This is a genomic window from Nocardia sp. NPDC050435 (assembly GCF_040655395.1).
GTDB lineage: Bacteria > Actinomycetota > Actinomycetes > Mycobacteriales > Mycobacteriaceae > Nocardia.
Window position 1 is genome coordinate 419,071 of sequence record NZ_JBFAJW010000001.1, and the last position, 16,899, is coordinate 435,969.

Consider the following 16,899-nt stretch of genomic DNA (forward strand, 5'->3'; position numbering starts at 1 on the left):
GCCACCAGCATGCTTCCGGCGCAGGCGTGTCGCACGCGTCGAGGCGAAAATGTTTGCGGTAGGTTGCCCCGATGCCATACATGCGGCGTGAAGGCGACGTGTTCGTAGTGCATCTCGGCGAGCGCGGGCAGCGTGACACCGAGAACCGATTCCATCCGGACTGGCTGTTCGAGATGAACGCGCTCCTCGACGAGGCGCTCGCGAGCGAGGGGCCGGCGGCGCTGGTCACCACCGGTGACGGCAAGCACTACTCCACCGGGGCGGACCTCGCGTGGTGTGCCGGTCAGCCGGATCGGGCGGACTGGTACCTCACCGAGGTGCAGTTGCTGATGCGCCGCATCCTCACCCTGTCGATGCCGGTCGTCGCGGCGCTCAACGGGCACACCTTCGGGGCGGGCGCGTTCCTGGCCGTCGCCCACGACCATCGGGTGATGCGCGCCGACCGGGGGTTCTTCTGCTTCCCCGGGGTCACGCTGGGTGCGAATTACGCCTACCCGGCCGTGGCCATGCTGCGGTCCCGGCTGCCCGCGGGGGTGGCGCACGAGGCGCTGGTCACCGGACGCCGCTACGGCGCCGCGGACGCGCTCGCCGCCGGCCTGGTGGACGCGACCGCCGAGACCGATCGGGTGCTGCCGCTGGCCGTCGAATACGCGCAGTCGCTGGCCCACACGCGCGGGCCGGTGCTGGCCGAGATCAAGACCGCCCTGCACCGGCACGCCGTCGACGCGCTCCAGGAACCGGTGGTCGGTTACACCGATCACGCGCTGATCAGGCACTCGTAACCGGTTCGGCCCCGCCGGAAACGCTGCACATTCGTTTGAACGGGCGGCGCGCCGGTAATCTGCCATGCATGAGCGCAGGCCTGTTCGGACTCCTCGATGACGTGGCCGCGTTGGCCCGGCTCGCGGCGGCTTCCATCGATGACATCGGCGCGGCCACCGGCCGGGCGACCGCCAAGGCCGCCGGGGTGGTCATCGACGACACCGCCGTGACGCCGCAGTACGTGCACGGCATCACCGCCGACCGCGAGCTGCCGATGATCAAGCGGATCGCGATCGGCTCGCTGCGCAACAAGCTGCTTTTCATCCTGCCGGCGGCGCTGATCCTGAGCCAGTTCGCGCCCTGGCTGCTCACCCCGATCCTGATGATCGGCGCGGCCTACCTGTGCTTCGAAGGCGCGGAGAAGGTGCTGGGCCGGTTCCTGCATCACGACAGCCACGCGGCCGAATCCGACGGTCCGGCCGACGAGAAGTCGATGACGGCGGGCGCCATCCGCACCGATTTCATCCTGTCCGCCGAGATCATGGTGATCGCCCTCAACGAGGTCGCGCACCAGTCGTTCTTCCCGCGGCTGATCATTCTGGTGGCCGTCGCGCTGGTCATCACCGCCGCGGTGTACGGCGTCGTCGGGCTGATCGTGAAGATGGACGACATCGGACTCGCGCTGGCACAACGATCCTCGCGGTTCGCGCAGGTCGTGGGCCGCGGGCTGGTGGCGGGCATGCCCAAGCTGCTCTCGGCGCTGTCGGTGATCGGCACCGTCGCGATGCTCTGGGTCGGCGGCCACATCCTGCTCACCGGCACCGACACCCTCGGCTGGCACTGGCCCTACGAACTGGTCCACCACGCGGAGGAAGCCGTCCACGACGCCGTCGCCGGCATCGGCGGAATCCTGGCATGGCTCACCAACACCGCCGCCTCCGCCGTCATCGGCTTCGTCGTCGGCACCCTCGTCGTACTCATCGTCCAGGTGCTCCCCTTCAAGAAGAAGCACTGATCCGAGCCCCCGGCCCTCTCGGGTGGGATCATGATCACAACCGCATACCTCGAGTACGCCGGTAGCGGCCCGATGCGACACGAGGAATCGTTGCTGCGCGAAGGGCTGGAACAGCGCGGGATACCGGTGCGGTACTACACGAGCAAGCGCGTCCATCGCCGCCAGCTGCCCTTGGGGCCGGAGGTTTTCATCGCCGGTGACATGGACGCGATGCACGGTGCCATGCGGCAACTCGGGATTCCCATTCCCGAACCCGACGACTACCCCGCCGGCCTCCGGGAATTTCTGCATCGCGCGGTGTGGACGGCGACGCTGGGCGAAGTCGAGCGCGGGTTCGAAAGGGGGGCGCTGCCACCGACCTTCGTCAAACCCGCGGAGCGGCGCAAGAACTTCACCGGCGCGGTGTTCTATTCCGAGCGGGATGTCGCGGTGCTCGGCAATGTCAGCCGCCGTCAACGCGTCTGGTGCTCGGAGGTGGTGGAGTGGGTTGCGGAGTATCGCGTCTACGTTCACGCGGACCGCATCGTGGCCGTGGACCGCTACCGCGGTGACGAGTCCGCGCTCCTCGATCTGCGCCTTGTGGAAGCGGCCGTGGCCGCCTATCGACGGTCGGAGACCGCGCCCAGCGGTTACGCCATCGATTTCGGGGTGCTGGCCGACGGCCGAACCGCGTTGATCGAAGCAAACGATGGCTATGCGCTCGGCGCCTACGACATCACCGCCGACGCGTACACCGCGCTGGTGCTGGCCCGGTGGAGCGAACTGCTCGAATCCGCCGTGGCCTAGTTCGACCGTGGAGTGATTCCGCGCAGGTCTGGCGGGTGCCATCTTGCTACGGTGACATCGGTAAGGGGATATGGCGCGAGGATGGTTGCGGTGGTGGATGGCGGGCTGGAGGAGGTGCTGGCCGCGCAGCGGTGGCGGTATGCGGGGCGGGAGGTGTGCCGGCTGGCGGCGGGGGATTGGGTGCATTTGAGTGGTGCGCCGAATGCGCTGGTGGTGGCGGAGGGGTTGGTGCGGGTGGAGGGGCTGGGGGCGGCGGAGGATTTGGCGCACGGGGATTTTCTGTTCGTGCCGCAGCAGGTGCGGTTCGCCGTGCGGGCGCTGTCCGAGGCGATGGTGTGGCGTATTCAGCTCGCCCCGTTGAGTGCGGCGGCGACGCCTCTGCCGGAGCGGGTGCTGCTGACCGAGTTCGAGCGGCACGCGCCGTTGGCCGCGACGATGTTCCGGCATCTGGCCGCCGAATGCTCGGATCCCGAAGGGGTGCAGGGGGATCGGGTCGCGACCTTGATCGCATCGATGGCGCTGGAGTCGTGGTTCACCCGCGGCTGCGCGCCCAAACGCTGGCTGCTGCGGGTGAACGAGCCGGACCTGGCGCGGGCGGTGGCCGCCATGCATGCCGATCCGGGCCGGGAATGGACGGTCGAGGCGCTGGCGAAGGTGGCGCTGGCCTCGCGTTCCGGTTTCGCCGCGCGCTTCCAGGCGGCCACCGGCCTCACCCCGGGCCGCTACCTGACCTCGCTGCGCGTGGAACGGGCACAGCGGTTCCTCGCCGAACCGGACGTCTCGGTGGGAAATGTGGCGCGGCGGTTGGGATATCGCTCGGAGACGGCCTTCGGGCGCGCCTTCCGGCGGCACACGGGCGTCACGCCGTCGGAGTGGCGGCGCAACGCCCGGATGCCGTCTTAGTACCTCAACGCTGGACGCGCGCCAGCGACAGGCGGACCACGATGCCGCCCAGCAGGGCGAGCACGGCGGCGATACCGTAGGTGGTGGCGGTGCCGAGGGTGTCGACGAACCGGCCGCCGACCGCCGAGCCGAGAATGATGGCGAGCTGGAACCCGGCCACCAGCAGACCGCTGCCCGCCTCGACCCGGTCGGGCAGCACCCGCGAGATCCACACCTGCACCACATTGAGAATGCCGCCGAACGCGCCGCCCCACAGGATCACCGCGACATAGGCCAGCGCGGCCAGGTGCGCGGAGGCGATGATCGCGGCGATGGACACCGCGATCACGGCGGGCACCAGCACCAGCAGCAGTTCCAGTCTGCGGTCGGCGAGCGAACCGATCACGAAGTTGCCGACGAGACCGCCGACGCCGAACAGCGCCAACAGGATCGGGATCGCGCCGGGGCCGGCGCCGAGCAGTTCGGCGAGGGCGGGACGGATGTAGGTGTAGCCGGCGAAATGCCCGCCGATCACGGCGACCACACTGAGCAGGCCGAGGGCCACGCCGGGTGCGCGCAGCGCGCCGCCCATGGCCGACCAGCCGACACCGGGCGCGGGCGGGATCGGCGGCAGCGTCAGCCGCACCGCGATCGCCGCCACCACCGTGAGCGCGGCCGCGACCACGAAGACGACGCGCCAGCCCGCGAATTGGCTGAGCAGCACACCCAGCGGCACGCCCGCCACCGTCGCGACCGTGGTGCCCGCGTTCACGAGCATCATCGCCTTGCCGAGCCGGTCGGCGGGCACCAGCCGGGTCGCGATCACCAGCGCCATCGACCAGTAGCCGCCGACCGCCGCGCCGAGCAGCAGTCGCGCGAGCAGCAGCAGGACGATGTTTGGCGCGAGCGCCACCACCAGGTTGGACACCGCCGCACCGATGGTCAGCGCCATCAGCAGGGTGCGCCGGTCCAGGCGCGGGAACACCGAGCTCAGGCCGAGGGCCGCCAGCAGCGCGGTGAACGCGGTGGCGCTGACCGAGAGCCCGACCACCCCCTCCCGCACGCCCAGATCCGCGGCCATCGCGGTCAGCACGCCCGGCGGCAGGAACTCGGCGCTGACCAGGGTGAAGCTGCCCAGGAACATGGTGAACAGCGCGAGCCCGGCCCGGCCCGCGGGTTTCGGCGTCACCGCCGCTGTCGGAGTCGTTGTCGTCGTCATGCCGGGTGCAACAGCGCGCGGTCGTCCGGAACGCGACCGAAACGCCACGGCGTTCGTCCCAAACGCCAGGGTTGCGCGGTTCGTCAGGCGAGTCCTGCGATTGCGCTGTGGTCGCTGTCCTGCAAAGGTGCAGGAGATCAATGGGTTCGATCGGTCGTGCAGGCTGGGGCGGAGTGTAAGTGTTCGGGATGTTGCGGCCGTGTTCCCACGGTGCCGAGAAGTATGGGATCGATCCGGCGCAGTGGCGCGCCCACATGTGCGGGCTGTGTCTCGGATTGCGGGACGGGCAGGGGCAATTGGCGCGCACCGCGACCAATACCGACGCGATCTTGCTCAGCGTGCTCACCGAGGCCCAGTCGGCCGCGCCGATGCGGCGCACCACGGCGGGTCGCTGCGCGCTGCGGCGGATGCGGCGCGCGGAGGTGGCGGCCGCGGATTCGCCCGGGGTGCTGCTGGCTTCGACGGCGTCGCTGCTGCTGGGTTCGGCGAAGATCCGCGATCATGTCGAGGATTGCGACGGGTCGGTGCTGACGCGGCGTCCGATGGGGCGGGTGTCGACCCGGTGGGCGAATGGCGCGCGGGTGCAGGCGGGCCGGATCGGTCTGGATGTGGAACCGCTTGTCGCCGCGATCGGTTCGCAGGCGGAGCTAGAGGTTCGTTCGAGTTCGGTGGACGAACTGACCGGCCCCGCGCAACGGTGCGCGGCCGAGTTCTTCGGTCACACAGCCGTTCTCGCTGAACGCGCGGAGAATGTCGAACCGCTGCGGGAGGCGGGGCGACATTTCGGGCGGATCGCGCACCTCGCCGACGCGGTCGAGGATTTCGACGACGATCGCAGGGAAGGGAAATTCAATCCACTGTCGGCGACCGGAACCACGCTGCCCGCGGCGTATGACCTGCTGCGGGAATCGGATTCGGCCCTGCGCCGGGCGGTCGCCGCGGCCGGACTGCGCGATGTGCCCGCGGTCCGCTGGATGCTGCTGGACCCGCTGACCTCGGTGCTCCGGCGGCTCGGCGCCGGGACTTCGACCGGCCACCCGTGCGGTTCCACCCGGCGGCCGGGCGGGTCCTCGACCCCGGCTCGTCGGCGTGATCGGAATCGTGGGTGGGCCGCTCGGCAGTGCTTCGACGTCGGAAATTGCTTCGCCGACTGCTGTAAGGACTGTCGCGGCGACCGCCGCCGTTCGCGCGGCGGCGGGGCCGCGGTGATTGCGGCCTCTGCGATTGCTGTTGTGACTGCTGACCGTTCGCGAGGCCGGGCGGTAGCGTGACGCCATGTCGACGCATCGCCTGCTGGAGAACCTGATCTATCGCTACGCCGACCTGGTGGACCGCGGGGATTTCGCGGGGCTGGGGGAGTTGCTCGCGGACGCGGCGTTCGTGGGCGGGTAGGGAGAGGTGAAGGGGCGCAGGGCGATCGAGGAAATGTTCGCGCGGATGGTGATCGTCTACGCGGACGGGACGCCGAAGACGAAGCATGTGACGACGAATGTGATTCTGGAAGTGGACGAGGAGGCGGGGACCGCGCGCGCTCAGTCTTACGTGACCGTTTTGCAGGCGGTGGAAGGGCTTTCGCTACAGCCCATTGTCGCCGGGCGGTACGAGGATCAATTCTTTCGTCGGGGTGCGGAGTGGCGATTCGCCGAGCGGCGGTTCCACCTCGATCTGCTGGGCGATGTCCGGCGGCATCTGCGGCGGCCGGGCATGCGGTGAGCGATTCCCTGGCGACCGGCAGTTTTTGCCGAAAGTTGGTATCGGTAGGTGGCTTGCGCAGTGTCTACTTACCCCATGACATATTCTCAACCCCCCAGCAACCAGCCTCGCTCCTCCGGCCTGGACAAAAAGACCAGTGCGATCCTGTCCTACGTGCTGGGCTGGGTCACCGGCATCATCTTCCTGTTCGTCGGCAAAGACGATCCCGACGTGAAATTCCATGCCGCGCAGTCGATCGTGTTCTTCGGCGCGGCCACCGTGGCCAATGTGGTGCTGAGCTTCCTCGGCGCGGCCCTGGGCACTGTCGGGATCATCTTCAGCCTGGCCGGATTCGTGCTCGCGGTCTTCGTGATCGTCGTGTGGGTCATGGCGATGGTGCAGGCCAACAAGGTCGGTGGCGCGCGGGCCGAGCTACCCCTGGTCGGGAAGTTCGTCGCGCCCTACGCTGATCAGCTGGCCAACTCCGTGCGATAGCAGTTCGCCGCCAACGGACCGAAACATGTTCGGTCCGTTGGCGTTCGTGTCACTGGCCGACCGTGCACGCGAAGGGCGCGCAGTTGCGGGTTGTGGTGACGGTCGGTGTGGTCGGCGTTCGGTCGGCGGGGGAGGAATTGGTCAGCAGCAGGATCGCGGCGAACAAGCCGACCAGGACGGCGACCACGAGGAACAGGGCCAGGATGGGAGCGCCGGCGAAGATGCGCCCGATGAATCGGAACAGAGAGCCGAACAGGGATCTGGGCATTGCGGTCTCGCTTCGCGGGTGATCGAGTCGGTGGCAGGGCTATTCGGCCCTTGTCGGTATCGACAGCACATCATGTTCGGTGCCCGCCGCACCAACCGGCGGCCGCAGCGACCGCAGGGCCACCACGGTGAGCACCGCCGTGATCGCCGCACACACCAGCGCGGTGAGGTTGAGCCCGTTCGTGAATGCCTCCCGCGCCGCCGCGCGGATCGCGTCACCGAGTTCGGCGGGCAAATCCGCCGCGACGGCGTCGGCCGCGCCGAGCGAATCCGCCGCTGCCGCCGGCATTTCCGGCGCCGAGGAGGCGTCGGCGCGGTAGACGGCGGTGCCGAGCGCGCCGAGCACGGCGATACCGGTCGCGACGCCGAACTCCATGCTGGTTTCCGACATCGCCGCCGCCGAACCGGCCCGCTCCGGCGGGGTGGCGCCGATGACCAGATCGGTGCCGAGCACCATGAGCGGGCTGATGCCCGCATAGACGAGAACGAAGCCCGCGATCAGCAGCGGCAGGCCGCCGACCGCGTCGACGAAGACGAGGGACAGGTACCCGGCGGTCGCGAGCGCCAGGGCGCCGGCCACCACGAATCGCGGGGCGACGGTGCGCGCGATGATCGGCGTCAGCGTGGACGCGATCAGCAGCGCCGCGGCGGGCGGCAACAGCCACAGGCCCGCGTTCAGCGGCGTCGAGCCGCGAACCAGCTGGAGGTACTGGGTGATGAACAGGTAGCTGCCGCCGACCGTGCCGAGCCCGAAGAGCAGGATCAACAGCGCCGCGCGGAAGGCCGGATTGCCGAACAGCCCGAGATCCAGCAGCGGCGACGCGAGCCGGCGTTGGCGGCGCACGAACACGAACCCGAAGCCCAGGCCGATCAGGATCGCCGCGACCGATCCGAGGGAGAATCCGGTCTCGGCGGCCTTCTTGATGCCGAAGACCGCCGGCAGGATAGCGGCGAGGCTCAACAGCACACTCGGGACGTCGATCCGTCCGGCGGCGGGATCACGATACTCCGGCAGCAGGGTCGGAGCGGTGGCCAGCAGCAGCGCCATGACCGGCAGGGCGAGCAGGAACACCGAACCCCACCAGAACGACTCCAGCATCAGGCCGCCGAGGATCGGGCCCGCCGCCATGCCCGCGGACATGCAGGTCGCCCAGACGCCGATGGCGGTCGCGCGCTGGCCGCCCTCGCGAAACATGGTGGTGATCAACGCGAGTGTGGAGGGCATCAGGGTCGCGCCCGCGATACCCAGCAGCGCGCGGGCCAGGATCAGCAGCAGCGGGCTGGTGGCGAAGGCGGCGAGCACCGACGCCGCGGCGAACCCGCTCGCGCCGAGCATCAGCAGTCGGCGCCGCCCGATGCGGTCGCCGAGCGTGCCCATGGTGATCAAGAACCCGGCGATCAGAAAGCCGTAGCTGTCGGCGATCCACAGCAGTTCGATTCCGGTCGGCCGCAGATCCGCCGTGAGGTGCGGAACGGCCAGATAGAGGACGGTGACGTCCATCGCCAGCAACAGGGTGGGCAGGGCGAGCACGGCGAGGCCGAGCCATTCGCGCGGACCGGCTTTCGGCGGGTCGAGCATGGTGCGGGAATCGGACATGCCGCTACGCTAAAGTCTCACATATATGTGAGAGTCAAGGCGTCGCGGGAGGTTTGGTGCGGATCGGGGTGTTGCAGCGGCGGACCGGAGTCAGTCAGCGCCTGCTCCGCTACTACGAGGAACAGGGGCTGCTGCGGCCCGAGCGGCAACCGTCGGGGTATCGGGAATACCACGAATCCGATGTCGCCCGGGTACTGAATATCCGGAGCTTGCTCGCCGCGGGCTTGTCCACGACGACCATCGCCGACGTGCTGCCCTGCCTGGCCACCGGCGACGGCCGGCTCATCGCGGATTGCCCGGAACTGCTGCTCGATCTGTATCGGGAGCGCGAGCGCATCGAGGCGAGCATCCGTGATCTCGAGGCCGCCCGGCACGCCCTGGATACCGTGATCGCCACCGCGCCACCGGAAGTCGTGCGTGCGGTAATCGCCTGAGCGGGTCAGGTCAGCGATCGGGCGGCGGCGATGTCGTACTCGGCCACCGAGGCAGCGCGGATCGCGGCGGTCTGCGCGTCGGAGGGGCCACCGGCGCGGAACGCCTCGACGGCCGCCCGCGACTCCCACCGCTCGAAGATGACGATGCGGGCGTCGTCGATCAGGTCCGCCGCGATCGAGAAGTCGAGGCAACCGGGTGTGCTGCGCGCCTGCGCGACGACGGCGGCGCAGTCGGCGAGGTAGGCCGCCCGGTCCCGCGGATCGACTTCGAGATGTCCTGCGACGATCACCATGCGCTGCTCCTTTGTCCGAGTCCGGTCGCAGGATAAGACGGGTGATCGTCGCAGAACTCATCGCTCAGGCCGAGTGCTGATACGCCGGGTAGGTCAGGTATCCCGCGTCACCACCTTCGTAGTAGGCCACCTCGTCGACCGGCGCGATCGGCAGCGCGCCGCGCAGGCGTTCGACGAGGTCGGGGTTGGCGATGAAGGCGCGGCCGAAGCTGATCAGGTCGGCGCCGAGCCCGAGCCAGCGGTCGGCGTCCTCGCGTCCCACCTGTTTGGGACCCATCGGGTAGACGGGGTTCATGATCAGGGTGCCCGGCCACTGGCGGCGCAGCGCGAGCAGCAGCTCGTCGTCGGTGGTCGCCTCCAGGTGGATATAGGCGAGGTCCAGGCGGATCAGTTCGTCCAGCAGCGCCGAGTACAGCTCGGCGACCTCGGTTTCCTCGACGCCCCAGAAGGTCGCGCCGGGGGACAGGCGGATGCCGGTGCGGGCCGCGCCCACGGCCTCGACCGTGGCGGCGGTCGCCTCGACGGCGAAGCGGATCCGGTTGCGGATCGAGCCGCCGTAGCGGTCGGTGCGCAGATTGGCGTTGGCGGCGAGGAACTGGGAGATCAGATAGCCGTTGGCGCCGTGCAATTCGACGCCGTCGAAGCCGGCCTCGAGGGCGCGGCGCGCGGCCGCGCCGTAGGACCGCGCGTGCTCGGGCACCTCGGCGAGGTCCAGGGCGCGCGGCAGCGGTGCGGGTTGCCGCCCGGACGGGGTGAACACGTCGCCGACCGCGGGGACGGCGGACGGGCCGACCGGCTGGGCACCCATCGTCTCGGGGTGCGACACCCGCCCGCCGTGCATGATCTGCGCGAAGATCCGGCCGCCGTTGGCGTGCAGCGCGGCGGTGACCGGGCGCCAGGCCGCGACCTGCGCGTCGGTGTAGAGCCCGGGCGTACCCGGATTCGATTGCCCGATCAGGCTGGGCTGCACGCCTTCGGACACGATCAGCCCGGCGGAGGCGCGCTGGGCGTAGTAGGTCGCCATGGACGGCGTCGCCAGGCCGCCCGCGGCGGCGCGCACCCGGGTCATCGGGGCCATCACCACCCGGTTGGGCAGGGTCAGGTCACCGAGCCGGTAGCTGTCGAAAAGGGATGTCATCCAAGCTCCTTCGTAGTCCCGAGCGCCCGTCGGCGGGCACGTCCGCTACGCTAAAACCTGACGTCAATGTCAGAGGCAAGTGCTGTGAGGCAGCTCATATCGAGAGGAAGCCGTGCGGATCGGAGAACTGGCGGCGCGGACCGGAGCCAGCGTGCGCTCGCTGCGCTACTACGAGGACCAGGGGCTGCTGGCCAGTACCCGCAGTCCCTCCGGCCAGCGCCATTACACCGCCTACGACGTCGACCGGGTCACGTTCCTGCAGCGGCTCTACGCCGCCGGTCTGTCCAGCCGGACCATCGCCGACATCCTGCCCTGCGTCGACGCGCCGAGCGACGACAACACCGATGCCGCGTTCGAACGGATGGCGCGCGAACGCGACCGATTGTCCGAGCACATCACCGAACTCGTGCAGACGCGGGACGCCCTCGACGGGCTCATGGCCGTCAACCGGGCGCATCGCGCGACAACCGCTCCCGGCGGCGAGCCGGCCCGGTCCTGTTCCTGAGCGTGCCCGGCAAAGTCGCCGCCCGGGGCGTAAACCGTTTCCGGCCAACAGAGTTCGAAGGCGCGTCCTCCCGGAATCGGTCGCGTACGGCTCGGAGTATCTGTGTCAATTGGTACCGATCACCATGTGGCGCCGCGACTTTCGGGTGCGGGCCGGGTTTTGTCGCGGGGCTGACCAGGGGCCTTGCCGAGGGCTCGGTCGTCGGCTATACCTATTCCATCCAGGGGCCCGGGTAGGCCCTTCGTCGCGACCGGTGGCCGGTCGGATAGCTGATCTGCTCGTGTGCGAACCTGGTTGATGTCTGTTCGAGCATCAGCGCCGATGCGTGATCGCCCCGCGAGTTCCGGTTCGCGTGGGCGCCAACGAGAGGGAGTTGCGCGATGCCGAGCCTGGAGCAACGGTTCGCCGAGTTCATCGCCGTGCTGCGCGGACTCGAGGTGGTGCCCGCCGACGCCGCCGGGAAACTGCGTACCCGGCTGGAAGCGCTGGACTTCGAGCTGCGCACGACGATCATTCCCGGCGAGCGCTTCGATGTGCTGGCCGAGTACCGAGCGGAGGCGACGCGATTGCTGAACGCGCTGTCCTTCCCGGCGACGTGCTGAGCCGAGCGGCTCAGATCGCGCAGAGGGCGGCATCGAGGAAGGCGTCCACGGCGTCGTCGGGATCGCCGGTGAAATTCGGCCCGAGCGCCAGGGTCACCTGCCGCGCGCCCGCGGTGAACGACCAGGACTGGTGGGTCAGCGCGTCACCGTCGTTGCCGAAGGCGTCGAGGCCGCACGAGGTGCTCCGATGGCGCAGGCCCAGGCCGTAGCTGGAGCCCGGCACGCCCGCGGTCTTCATGCGCGCGAGCAGTGCGTCCGGTAGCAAGCGGCCGCTCAGCAGGGCGGCGAAGAAGGTGGTGAGATCCGCTGTGGTGGAGAGCATTTCGCCGCCCGCGCCGAAGAGCGCCGGATTCATCTCGGTGTAGTCGAGCAGGCCGTGTTCGGCCGGTACATACCCGTGCGGGTGCGGCTCGGGGATCGTCGTGTTCTGCCCTGGTAGCGAGGTGTGCGAGAGCCGCAGCGGCGCGATGATCCGGTCGGTGATCTCGCGCGCGTAGGAGTGCCCGGTGACCTCCTGGATCACTTCGCCCAGCAGCAGGTAGTTGGTCGTCGAGTACTCGTAGGCCGAACCGGGCGCGAAGGACACCGGGTAGCCCAGGGCTCGATCGAGCAGCTCCGAAGGAGACCAGCTCTTCCAGCGGATCTGGAAGAACTCCGGCTGCCCGGGCATGGGCAGCGTCCGCACGACATCGTGCAAACCGCTGGTGTTGTCGAGGAGGTGGCGCAGGGTCACGCCGGCGGTCACCGGCGCGTAGCGCGGCACGCGGTCGGCGACCGGCTCGTCGAGCCGCAGCGTTCCCTCCGCGACGAGTTGCAGGATCACGGTGGCGACGAACGTCTTGGTAATGCTGCCGATCCGGAAATGCCCGTCGGCGGGCACCGGCGTCTCGGTGCCGAGTTCGGCTGTGCCGCTGGTGAAATCCCAGCTCCGCTCGCCGTCCTGGACACGGGCCAGCGCCCATACCGCGGTGTCGGAACGCAGGCGGGCAAGCGATTGCCGCACGGCGGCGGTGTCGAGGGTGCGGGGTGTCTCGCCGCAGCCGGCGACGGCGAGCGCCAGCACCGTGAGAATCGCGAAAACGCCGAGGGATCGTCGTGGAAGTCGAAGCATGCGATCCATCCTCGAGGCCCGCACCACAGATCCGGATCCCCCTGCGGTATCAGAGGGCGGGAGGTTTCCCGACCTCGGCGTGCTCGCGTTCGCGGCGATCGGCCCGCCGGATCGCCAGCACGATCAGCGCCAGCATCACCGCGGTCAGCGGCAGCCCGGTGGCGATGCGCCCCACCGAGAGCCAGCCCAGATCGCCCTGGCGGTAGATCGCGAACTGGATCGCGAAGCGCGTCAGGAACGCCGCGGCCACGGCCAGGCTCACCGCGCCGAACAGTCGCCGCGAGACCGGATCCGCCCGCCAGCCGAACGGACGGCGGCGCGCGACGCTCCACAGCACGCCGACCAGCGGATAGCCCAGCACGGTCGAAAGCACGAGGATGCCGGCCAGCACCGGCGGATACCAGAGATCGGGCAGGAAGAAATCGCGGGCCTGACCGCTGCGCAGGGCGAACAGCGCCGAGATGCCGACGCCGACGCACGCGCCGATGATCGGGCGCGCCGAGCGCAACCACCGCAGCGCCAGCACACCGATGCCCGCGGTGACCGCCGCTGTCAGCACCAGCGCGGTGGTCAATCCCGTCATCGATGCCGCCACGGCGAACGCGCCCGGCGGCACGGCGGCCAGCACGGCTTCGGCCCACCAGGTGCTCGCCCGGCGATCGCCGGCAGATCTCACGGACATGTTCCCCAGACTATAACTTTGTTATACGGTGTGGGCGGAAGAAGGGATTCCTCAGTGCCCGAACAGGATCAGGTCTCGGCGGCAGCGCGGGTCACCGCCGGTGAACTGCTGTCCGCGGCCGCCACGATCCTGGAACAGGAGGGCTCCCAGGCGCTGACCGTGCGCCGCATCGCCCGTGCCGCCGGCACCTCGACCATGGCGATCTACAGCCGGTTCGGCGCGACCGGCGCACTGCACGGAGAACTGCGCGCGCGGGGGTTCGCGCGGCTGGCCACGGCCACGTCCGCGGCGGCGCGGGCCACCGCGGATCCGGTCGCCGCGCTCGCGGCGGCGGCGTTCGCCTACCTCGATTTCGGGGTCGCCGAACCGCGGCTGTATCGGTTCATGTTCGTCGATCCGCCACCGGTGGGCCCCGGTCCGGGTGACGGTCCGGGGCGCGCGGCCTTCGAGGCGATCACGGATCTGGTCGCGGCCTGCGTCGACAGCGCTCGCTTCCAGCCCGAAGACCCTGCGCGAGTGACGATGTGGGCGGCCGAGCTGTGGGCGATGCAGCACGGGGTCACCACGCTCGCGCTCACCGCCACCGTGCCGCCCGAACTCGCCCGCCACGTGCTCGCCGACGCGCTGCTGCGCCTGTGCGTCGGGTTCGGCGACGACCCGGCCCGCGTGCGGGGCTCCCTCGCCGCAGCGGGCGCGGCGGGTGGGCACCGATGATTTCCCCGCGCCGCCCCGGTCTACCGAACAACACTCACCGAGAAACAAGGAGAAAACGATGCCGCAGTACTTTCTGACCCTGCCCCACAACACCGCCGACGAGCCGACGATGGCCGCGATGCAGGAGATGGATCCCGCCGAGCTGGAAGCTCTGATGGCGGCGGTCGAGAAGCTCAACAACGATCTGGTCGCGGCGCAGGCGCTGGTCCACGCGGGCGGCCTGCACCCGCCCTCGACCGCGATCACCGTCGACGCCACCGGCGCCACCCCGACCCACACCCGCGCGCCGTTCGTGGAGGCGCCCGAGTACGTCGGCGGCTTCTGGATCATCAACGCCGACGACGAGGCGGCCGCGATCGCGTGGGCCGAGCAGGCCTCGGCCGCGGTCGGCTCGCGCGTGGAAGTCCGCGCGCTGCAGGAAGAACCGGGCAACTAGCCGCTCGAGCCGGTGCGGCGGGCCACCGGGGCGCTCCGGCCCCGGTGACGCGCCTCACTGTCCGGGGCTGTCAGGAAAACCGGCGCTGTCTCGTTCAGGGGGTACGCGAACCAGACAGGAGCGAATCATGAAGCACCGCATCGTCGTCCTCGGGGCCGGATACGCCGGAGCCTTCTCCGCCGGAACCCTGGCCCGCAAGCTGCATGCCGACGACGTCGAGATCACCGTCGTCAACGCCGAACCCGATTTCGTGGAGCGCCTGCGCCTGCACCAGCTCGCCGCCGGCCACGACCTGCCGCACCGGCCCCTGTCGGAGGTGTTCGCGGGCACCGGGATTCGACTCCGCGTGGCCCGTGTCACCGGGATCGACACCGCGTGCCGCACCGTCGCGCTCACCGACGCGGCGGGCGCGGATCGGCTCGGGTACGACACCCTGCTCTACGCGCTCGGGAGCACCAGCGCCGACCACGGCGTCCCCGGTGTGGCCGAGCACGCCTTCCACGTCGCCGGACGCCCGTCCGCCCGGGCGCTGCGCGCGCGGCTGGCCGGGCTGGGGGAGCGGGCGAGGGTGCTGGTCGTCGGCGGGAACCTCACCGCGATCGAGGCGGTGACCGAGATCGCCGAGGCGCATCCCGGCCTGCCGGTCGCCCTGGCCACCAGTGGCGAACTGGGTGGCTGGCTCGGGCCGAAGGCGCGCCGCCACCTGCTGGACGCGTTCGCTCGCCTCGGCATCGAGATCCACGAGCACACCACCGTCGAGCGGGTGGAACCGACGCGGGTGCTGGTCGGCGGCGGCGCCGCGCTGGCCGCGGACGTGACCGTCTGGGCGGCCGGCTTCGCCGTCGCCCCGATCGCCGCGGCGAGCGGGCTCGCAGTCCGGGCCGACGGCCGGATCATCGTCGACCGGCAGATGCGGTCGGTCTCGCATCCGGGCGTCTTCGTCGCGGGCGACTGCGTTTTCGTGCACGGCGACAACGGCCGCCCGCTGCCGATGTCGTGCGCGTCGGCCGGGTTCACCGCCACCCAGGCGGTGGCCGCGATCGTCGGCGAGCTGACCGGACGCGAGATCAAGACGACCGCGCTGTCCCACCTCGCCAATCACATCAGCCTCGGCCGCGCGGACGGGATCTTCCAGGTGATCGACAGCTCGGGCCGGGCGAAGCCCGGGGCCCTCTGCGGCCGCCCGGCGGCGCGGGTGAAGGCCGTGATCGTGGCGCTCAGCGGCTGGTCGATCAGCCGCCCGACCTTCGGCCGGCCCACTCGCCGATACCGGCTGCGCGCGGACAACCGCGCCGCGGCGGCGGTCGCCGCCTAGAGTCACGCTCGTGAACATCGCCACCGCAGCGCATTTCGAGGCCGGCCGGGACCGGCTGGCCTCGATCGCCTATCGGCTGCTCGGCTCGGCCCACGACGCCGAGGACGTGGTGCAGGAGGCGTTCCTGCGGTGGCACGCCGCCGACCGGGAGTACGTCGAGGTGCCCGAAGCCTGGCTGACGAAGATCGTCACCAACCTGGCGCTCGACCGGCTGCGCTCGGCGGCGGCGCGGCGCGAACGCGCCTCCGGCGCCTGGCTGCCGGAACCCCTGCTGGACGCCGACCCGATGCTCGGTCCGGCCGAGACGCTCGTGCAGCGCGAATCGGTGACCTTGGCGATGCTGACCGTGCTGGAACAGCTCACCCCGATCGAACGGGCCGTTTATGTGCTGCGCGAGGCGTTTTCGTACAGCCACGCCGAGATAGCCGCCATGCTCGCGCTGACCGAGGCCGGGAGCCAGCAGCACCTGCACCGGGCCCGGCGTCGCCTCGCTCCGGTCCGCACCGAGGCCATCGCCGATCAGGCCGCCGCCCGCCGGATCGTGGCCGCGTTCCTCGCGGCGGCCTCCTCCGGGCGCACCGAACGCCTGATCGCGCTGCTGACCGACGATGCGACCGGCGTCTCCGACGGCGTCGGCGGGCTGGCGGAGAAGCTGATCCACTACGCGAGCCCGGCGCGGATCGCGACCGCGATCCGCGCGGGCCTGACGCCGTCCCCGGCCAAGCATCGACTCGCCGGCGGCACGCTGTCGATCCACGCCGCGGTGGTCAACGGCTGTCCGGCCGTGCTGTTCGTCCTCGAGGATCGTGTCCTGGGCATCGCCGTTCTCACGGTGCGGGACAACAGGATCGCGGGCTTCCACGCGATCGCCGCGCCGCATCGGCTGCGCCGCCTCGCCGCGGCCTGGCGGCGGCGAGAACACGACGCGCCCCTGATCGAATCGTGGTAGCGCGC

Annotated in this window: 21 protein-coding genes; 14 read left to right on the forward strand and 7 right to left on the reverse strand. The window is 70.2% G+C overall.

All coding sequences use genetic code 11. The annotated features are described in order from the left end of the window. The first annotated feature begins 71 nt into the window (after nt 1-71). From AB0I43_RS02120 to AB0I43_RS02135, 4 genes are all read left to right on the forward strand, one after another. Nucleotides 72-782, forward strand: a complete 711-nt coding sequence (locus tag AB0I43_RS02120; RefSeq protein WP_357431015.1) for an enoyl-CoA hydratase/isomerase family protein — start codon at nt 72-74, stop codon at nt 780-782. Nucleotides 783-850: 68 nt separating this feature from the next. Further along, a complete protein-coding gene (locus AB0I43_RS02125; RefSeq protein WP_356972573.1) occupies nt 851-1,777 on the forward strand; it encodes a DUF808 domain-containing protein in 927 nt (308 codons plus the stop codon). A 30-nt stretch (nt 1,778-1,807) separates the two neighbouring features. Continuing rightward, complete coding sequence (locus AB0I43_RS02130) at nt 1,808-2,563, forward strand: ATP-grasp domain-containing protein (RefSeq protein ID WP_356972574.1); 756 nt, start codon at nt 1,808-1,810, stop codon at nt 2,561-2,563. A gap of 81 nt (nt 2,564-2,644) precedes the next feature. Then, nucleotides 2,645-3,466 carry an AraC family transcriptional regulator gene (locus tag AB0I43_RS02135; RefSeq protein WP_357431017.1) on the forward strand — a complete coding sequence of 274 codons (822 nt, stop codon included), beginning with the start codon at nt 2,645-2,647 and terminating at the stop codon, nt 3,464-3,466. 4 nt (nt 3,467-3,470) lie between these two features. On the opposite strand, the gene AB0I43_RS02140 is transcribed toward AB0I43_RS02135, so the two are convergent. Further along, a complete protein-coding gene (locus tag AB0I43_RS02140) occupies nt 3,471-4,664 on the reverse strand; it encodes an MFS transporter (protein ID WP_357431019.1) in 1,194 nt (397 codons plus the stop codon). Nucleotides 4,665-4,852: 188 nt separating this feature from the next. Here AB0I43_RS02140 and AB0I43_RS02145 point away from each other — a divergent pair, with 188 nt between their 5' ends. The 3 genes from AB0I43_RS02145 to AB0I43_RS02155 all read left to right on the forward strand — a co-directional run bounded on the left by AB0I43_RS02145 (nt 4,853) and on the right by AB0I43_RS02155 (nt 6,851). Next, nucleotides 4,853-5,935, forward strand: coding sequence for a DUF5685 family protein (locus AB0I43_RS02145; RefSeq protein ID WP_357431162.1), 1,083 nt, complete (start codon nt 4,853-4,855; stop codon nt 5,933-5,935). Nucleotides 5,936-6,062: 127 nt separating this feature from the next. Beyond that, nucleotides 6,063-6,377, forward strand: a complete 315-nt coding sequence (locus tag AB0I43_RS02150; RefSeq protein ID WP_357431021.1) for a nuclear transport factor 2 family protein — start codon at nt 6,063-6,065, stop codon at nt 6,375-6,377. 75 nt (nt 6,378-6,452) lie between these two features. Beyond that, a complete protein-coding gene (locus tag AB0I43_RS02155) occupies nt 6,453-6,851 on the forward strand; it encodes a DUF4870 domain-containing protein (RefSeq protein ID WP_356972581.1) in 399 nt (132 codons plus the stop codon). 49 nt (nt 6,852-6,900) lie between these two features. Here the strand turns inward: AB0I43_RS02155 and AB0I43_RS02160 are convergent, their stop codons facing one another. Further along, nucleotides 6,901-7,119, reverse strand: a complete 219-nt coding sequence (locus tag AB0I43_RS02160; protein ID WP_356972582.1) for a hypothetical protein — start codon at nt 7,117-7,119, stop codon at nt 6,901-6,903. Between the two features lie 39 nt (nt 7,120-7,158). Continuing rightward, nucleotides 7,159-8,715, reverse strand: coding sequence for an MFS transporter (locus AB0I43_RS02165; RefSeq protein WP_357431023.1), 1,557 nt, complete (start codon nt 8,713-8,715; stop codon nt 7,159-7,161). A gap of 56 nt (nt 8,716-8,771) precedes the next feature. Here AB0I43_RS02165 and AB0I43_RS02170 point away from each other — a divergent pair, with 56 nt between their 5' ends. Next, nucleotides 8,772-9,149, forward strand: a complete 378-nt coding sequence (locus AB0I43_RS02170) for a MerR family transcriptional regulator (RefSeq protein ID WP_357431025.1) — start codon at nt 8,772-8,774, stop codon at nt 9,147-9,149. A 5-nt stretch (nt 9,150-9,154) separates the two neighbouring features. Here the strand turns inward: AB0I43_RS02170 and AB0I43_RS02175 are convergent, their stop codons facing one another. Both AB0I43_RS02175 and AB0I43_RS02180 read right to left on the reverse strand, forming a co-directional pair. Further along, complete coding sequence (locus AB0I43_RS02175; protein WP_357431027.1) at nt 9,155-9,442, reverse strand: antibiotic biosynthesis monooxygenase family protein; 288 nt, start codon at nt 9,440-9,442, stop codon at nt 9,155-9,157. A gap of 64 nt (nt 9,443-9,506) precedes the next feature. After that, nucleotides 9,507-10,580, reverse strand: coding sequence for an alkene reductase (locus AB0I43_RS02180; RefSeq protein WP_357431029.1), 1,074 nt, complete (start codon nt 10,578-10,580; stop codon nt 9,507-9,509). Between the two features lie 112 nt (nt 10,581-10,692). Between AB0I43_RS02180 and AB0I43_RS02185 the strand changes: the two genes are divergently transcribed. Both AB0I43_RS02185 and AB0I43_RS02190 read left to right on the forward strand, forming a co-directional pair. Beyond that, nucleotides 10,693-11,085 (forward strand): MerR family transcriptional regulator, encoded by a 393-nt coding sequence (locus AB0I43_RS02185; protein WP_356972589.1) that lies wholly within the window; start codon nt 10,693-10,695, stop codon nt 11,083-11,085. A 380-nt stretch (nt 11,086-11,465) separates the two neighbouring features. After that, entirely contained in the window at nt 11,466-11,687 is a 222-nt protein-coding gene (locus tag AB0I43_RS02190; RefSeq protein WP_356972590.1) for a hypothetical protein, read from the forward strand. Nucleotides 11,688-11,697: 10 nt separating this feature from the next. Here AB0I43_RS02190 and AB0I43_RS02195 read toward each other — a convergent pair whose 3' ends face one another. Next, nucleotides 11,698-12,798: a serine hydrolase domain-containing protein gene (locus AB0I43_RS02195; protein ID WP_357431031.1), complete on the reverse strand. Its 1,101-nt coding sequence runs from the start codon at nt 12,796-12,798 to the stop codon at nt 11,698-11,700. A 49-nt stretch (nt 12,799-12,847) separates the two neighbouring features. Continuing rightward, nucleotides 12,848-13,480 (reverse strand): DUF3159 domain-containing protein, encoded by a 633-nt coding sequence (locus AB0I43_RS02200; protein ID WP_356972592.1) that lies wholly within the window; start codon nt 13,478-13,480, stop codon nt 12,848-12,850. Nucleotides 13,481-13,534: 54 nt separating this feature from the next. Between AB0I43_RS02200 and AB0I43_RS02205 the strand changes: the two genes are divergently transcribed. The 4 genes from AB0I43_RS02205 (at nt 13,535) to AB0I43_RS02220 (ending at nt 16,894) form a co-directional block, all read left to right on the forward strand. Next, nucleotides 13,535-14,194 (forward strand): TetR/AcrR family transcriptional regulator, encoded by a 660-nt coding sequence (locus tag AB0I43_RS02205; protein ID WP_357431033.1) that lies wholly within the window; start codon nt 13,535-13,537, stop codon nt 14,192-14,194. Nucleotides 14,195-14,252: 58 nt separating this feature from the next. Further along, nucleotides 14,253-14,630 (forward strand): YciI family protein, encoded by a 378-nt coding sequence (locus tag AB0I43_RS02210; RefSeq protein WP_357431035.1) that lies wholly within the window; start codon nt 14,253-14,255, stop codon nt 14,628-14,630. Between the two features lie 127 nt (nt 14,631-14,757). Next, on the forward strand, nt 14,758-15,945 hold the full coding sequence (locus AB0I43_RS02215; protein ID WP_356972595.1) for an FAD-dependent oxidoreductase: 1,188 nt from the start codon (nt 14,758-14,760) through the stop codon (nt 15,943-15,945). A gap of 10 nt (nt 15,946-15,955) precedes the next feature. Further along, a complete protein-coding gene (locus tag AB0I43_RS02220) occupies nt 15,956-16,894 on the forward strand; it encodes a sigma-70 family RNA polymerase sigma factor (RefSeq protein WP_356972596.1) in 939 nt (312 codons plus the stop codon). Nucleotides 16,895-16,899 lie beyond the last annotated feature (5 nt).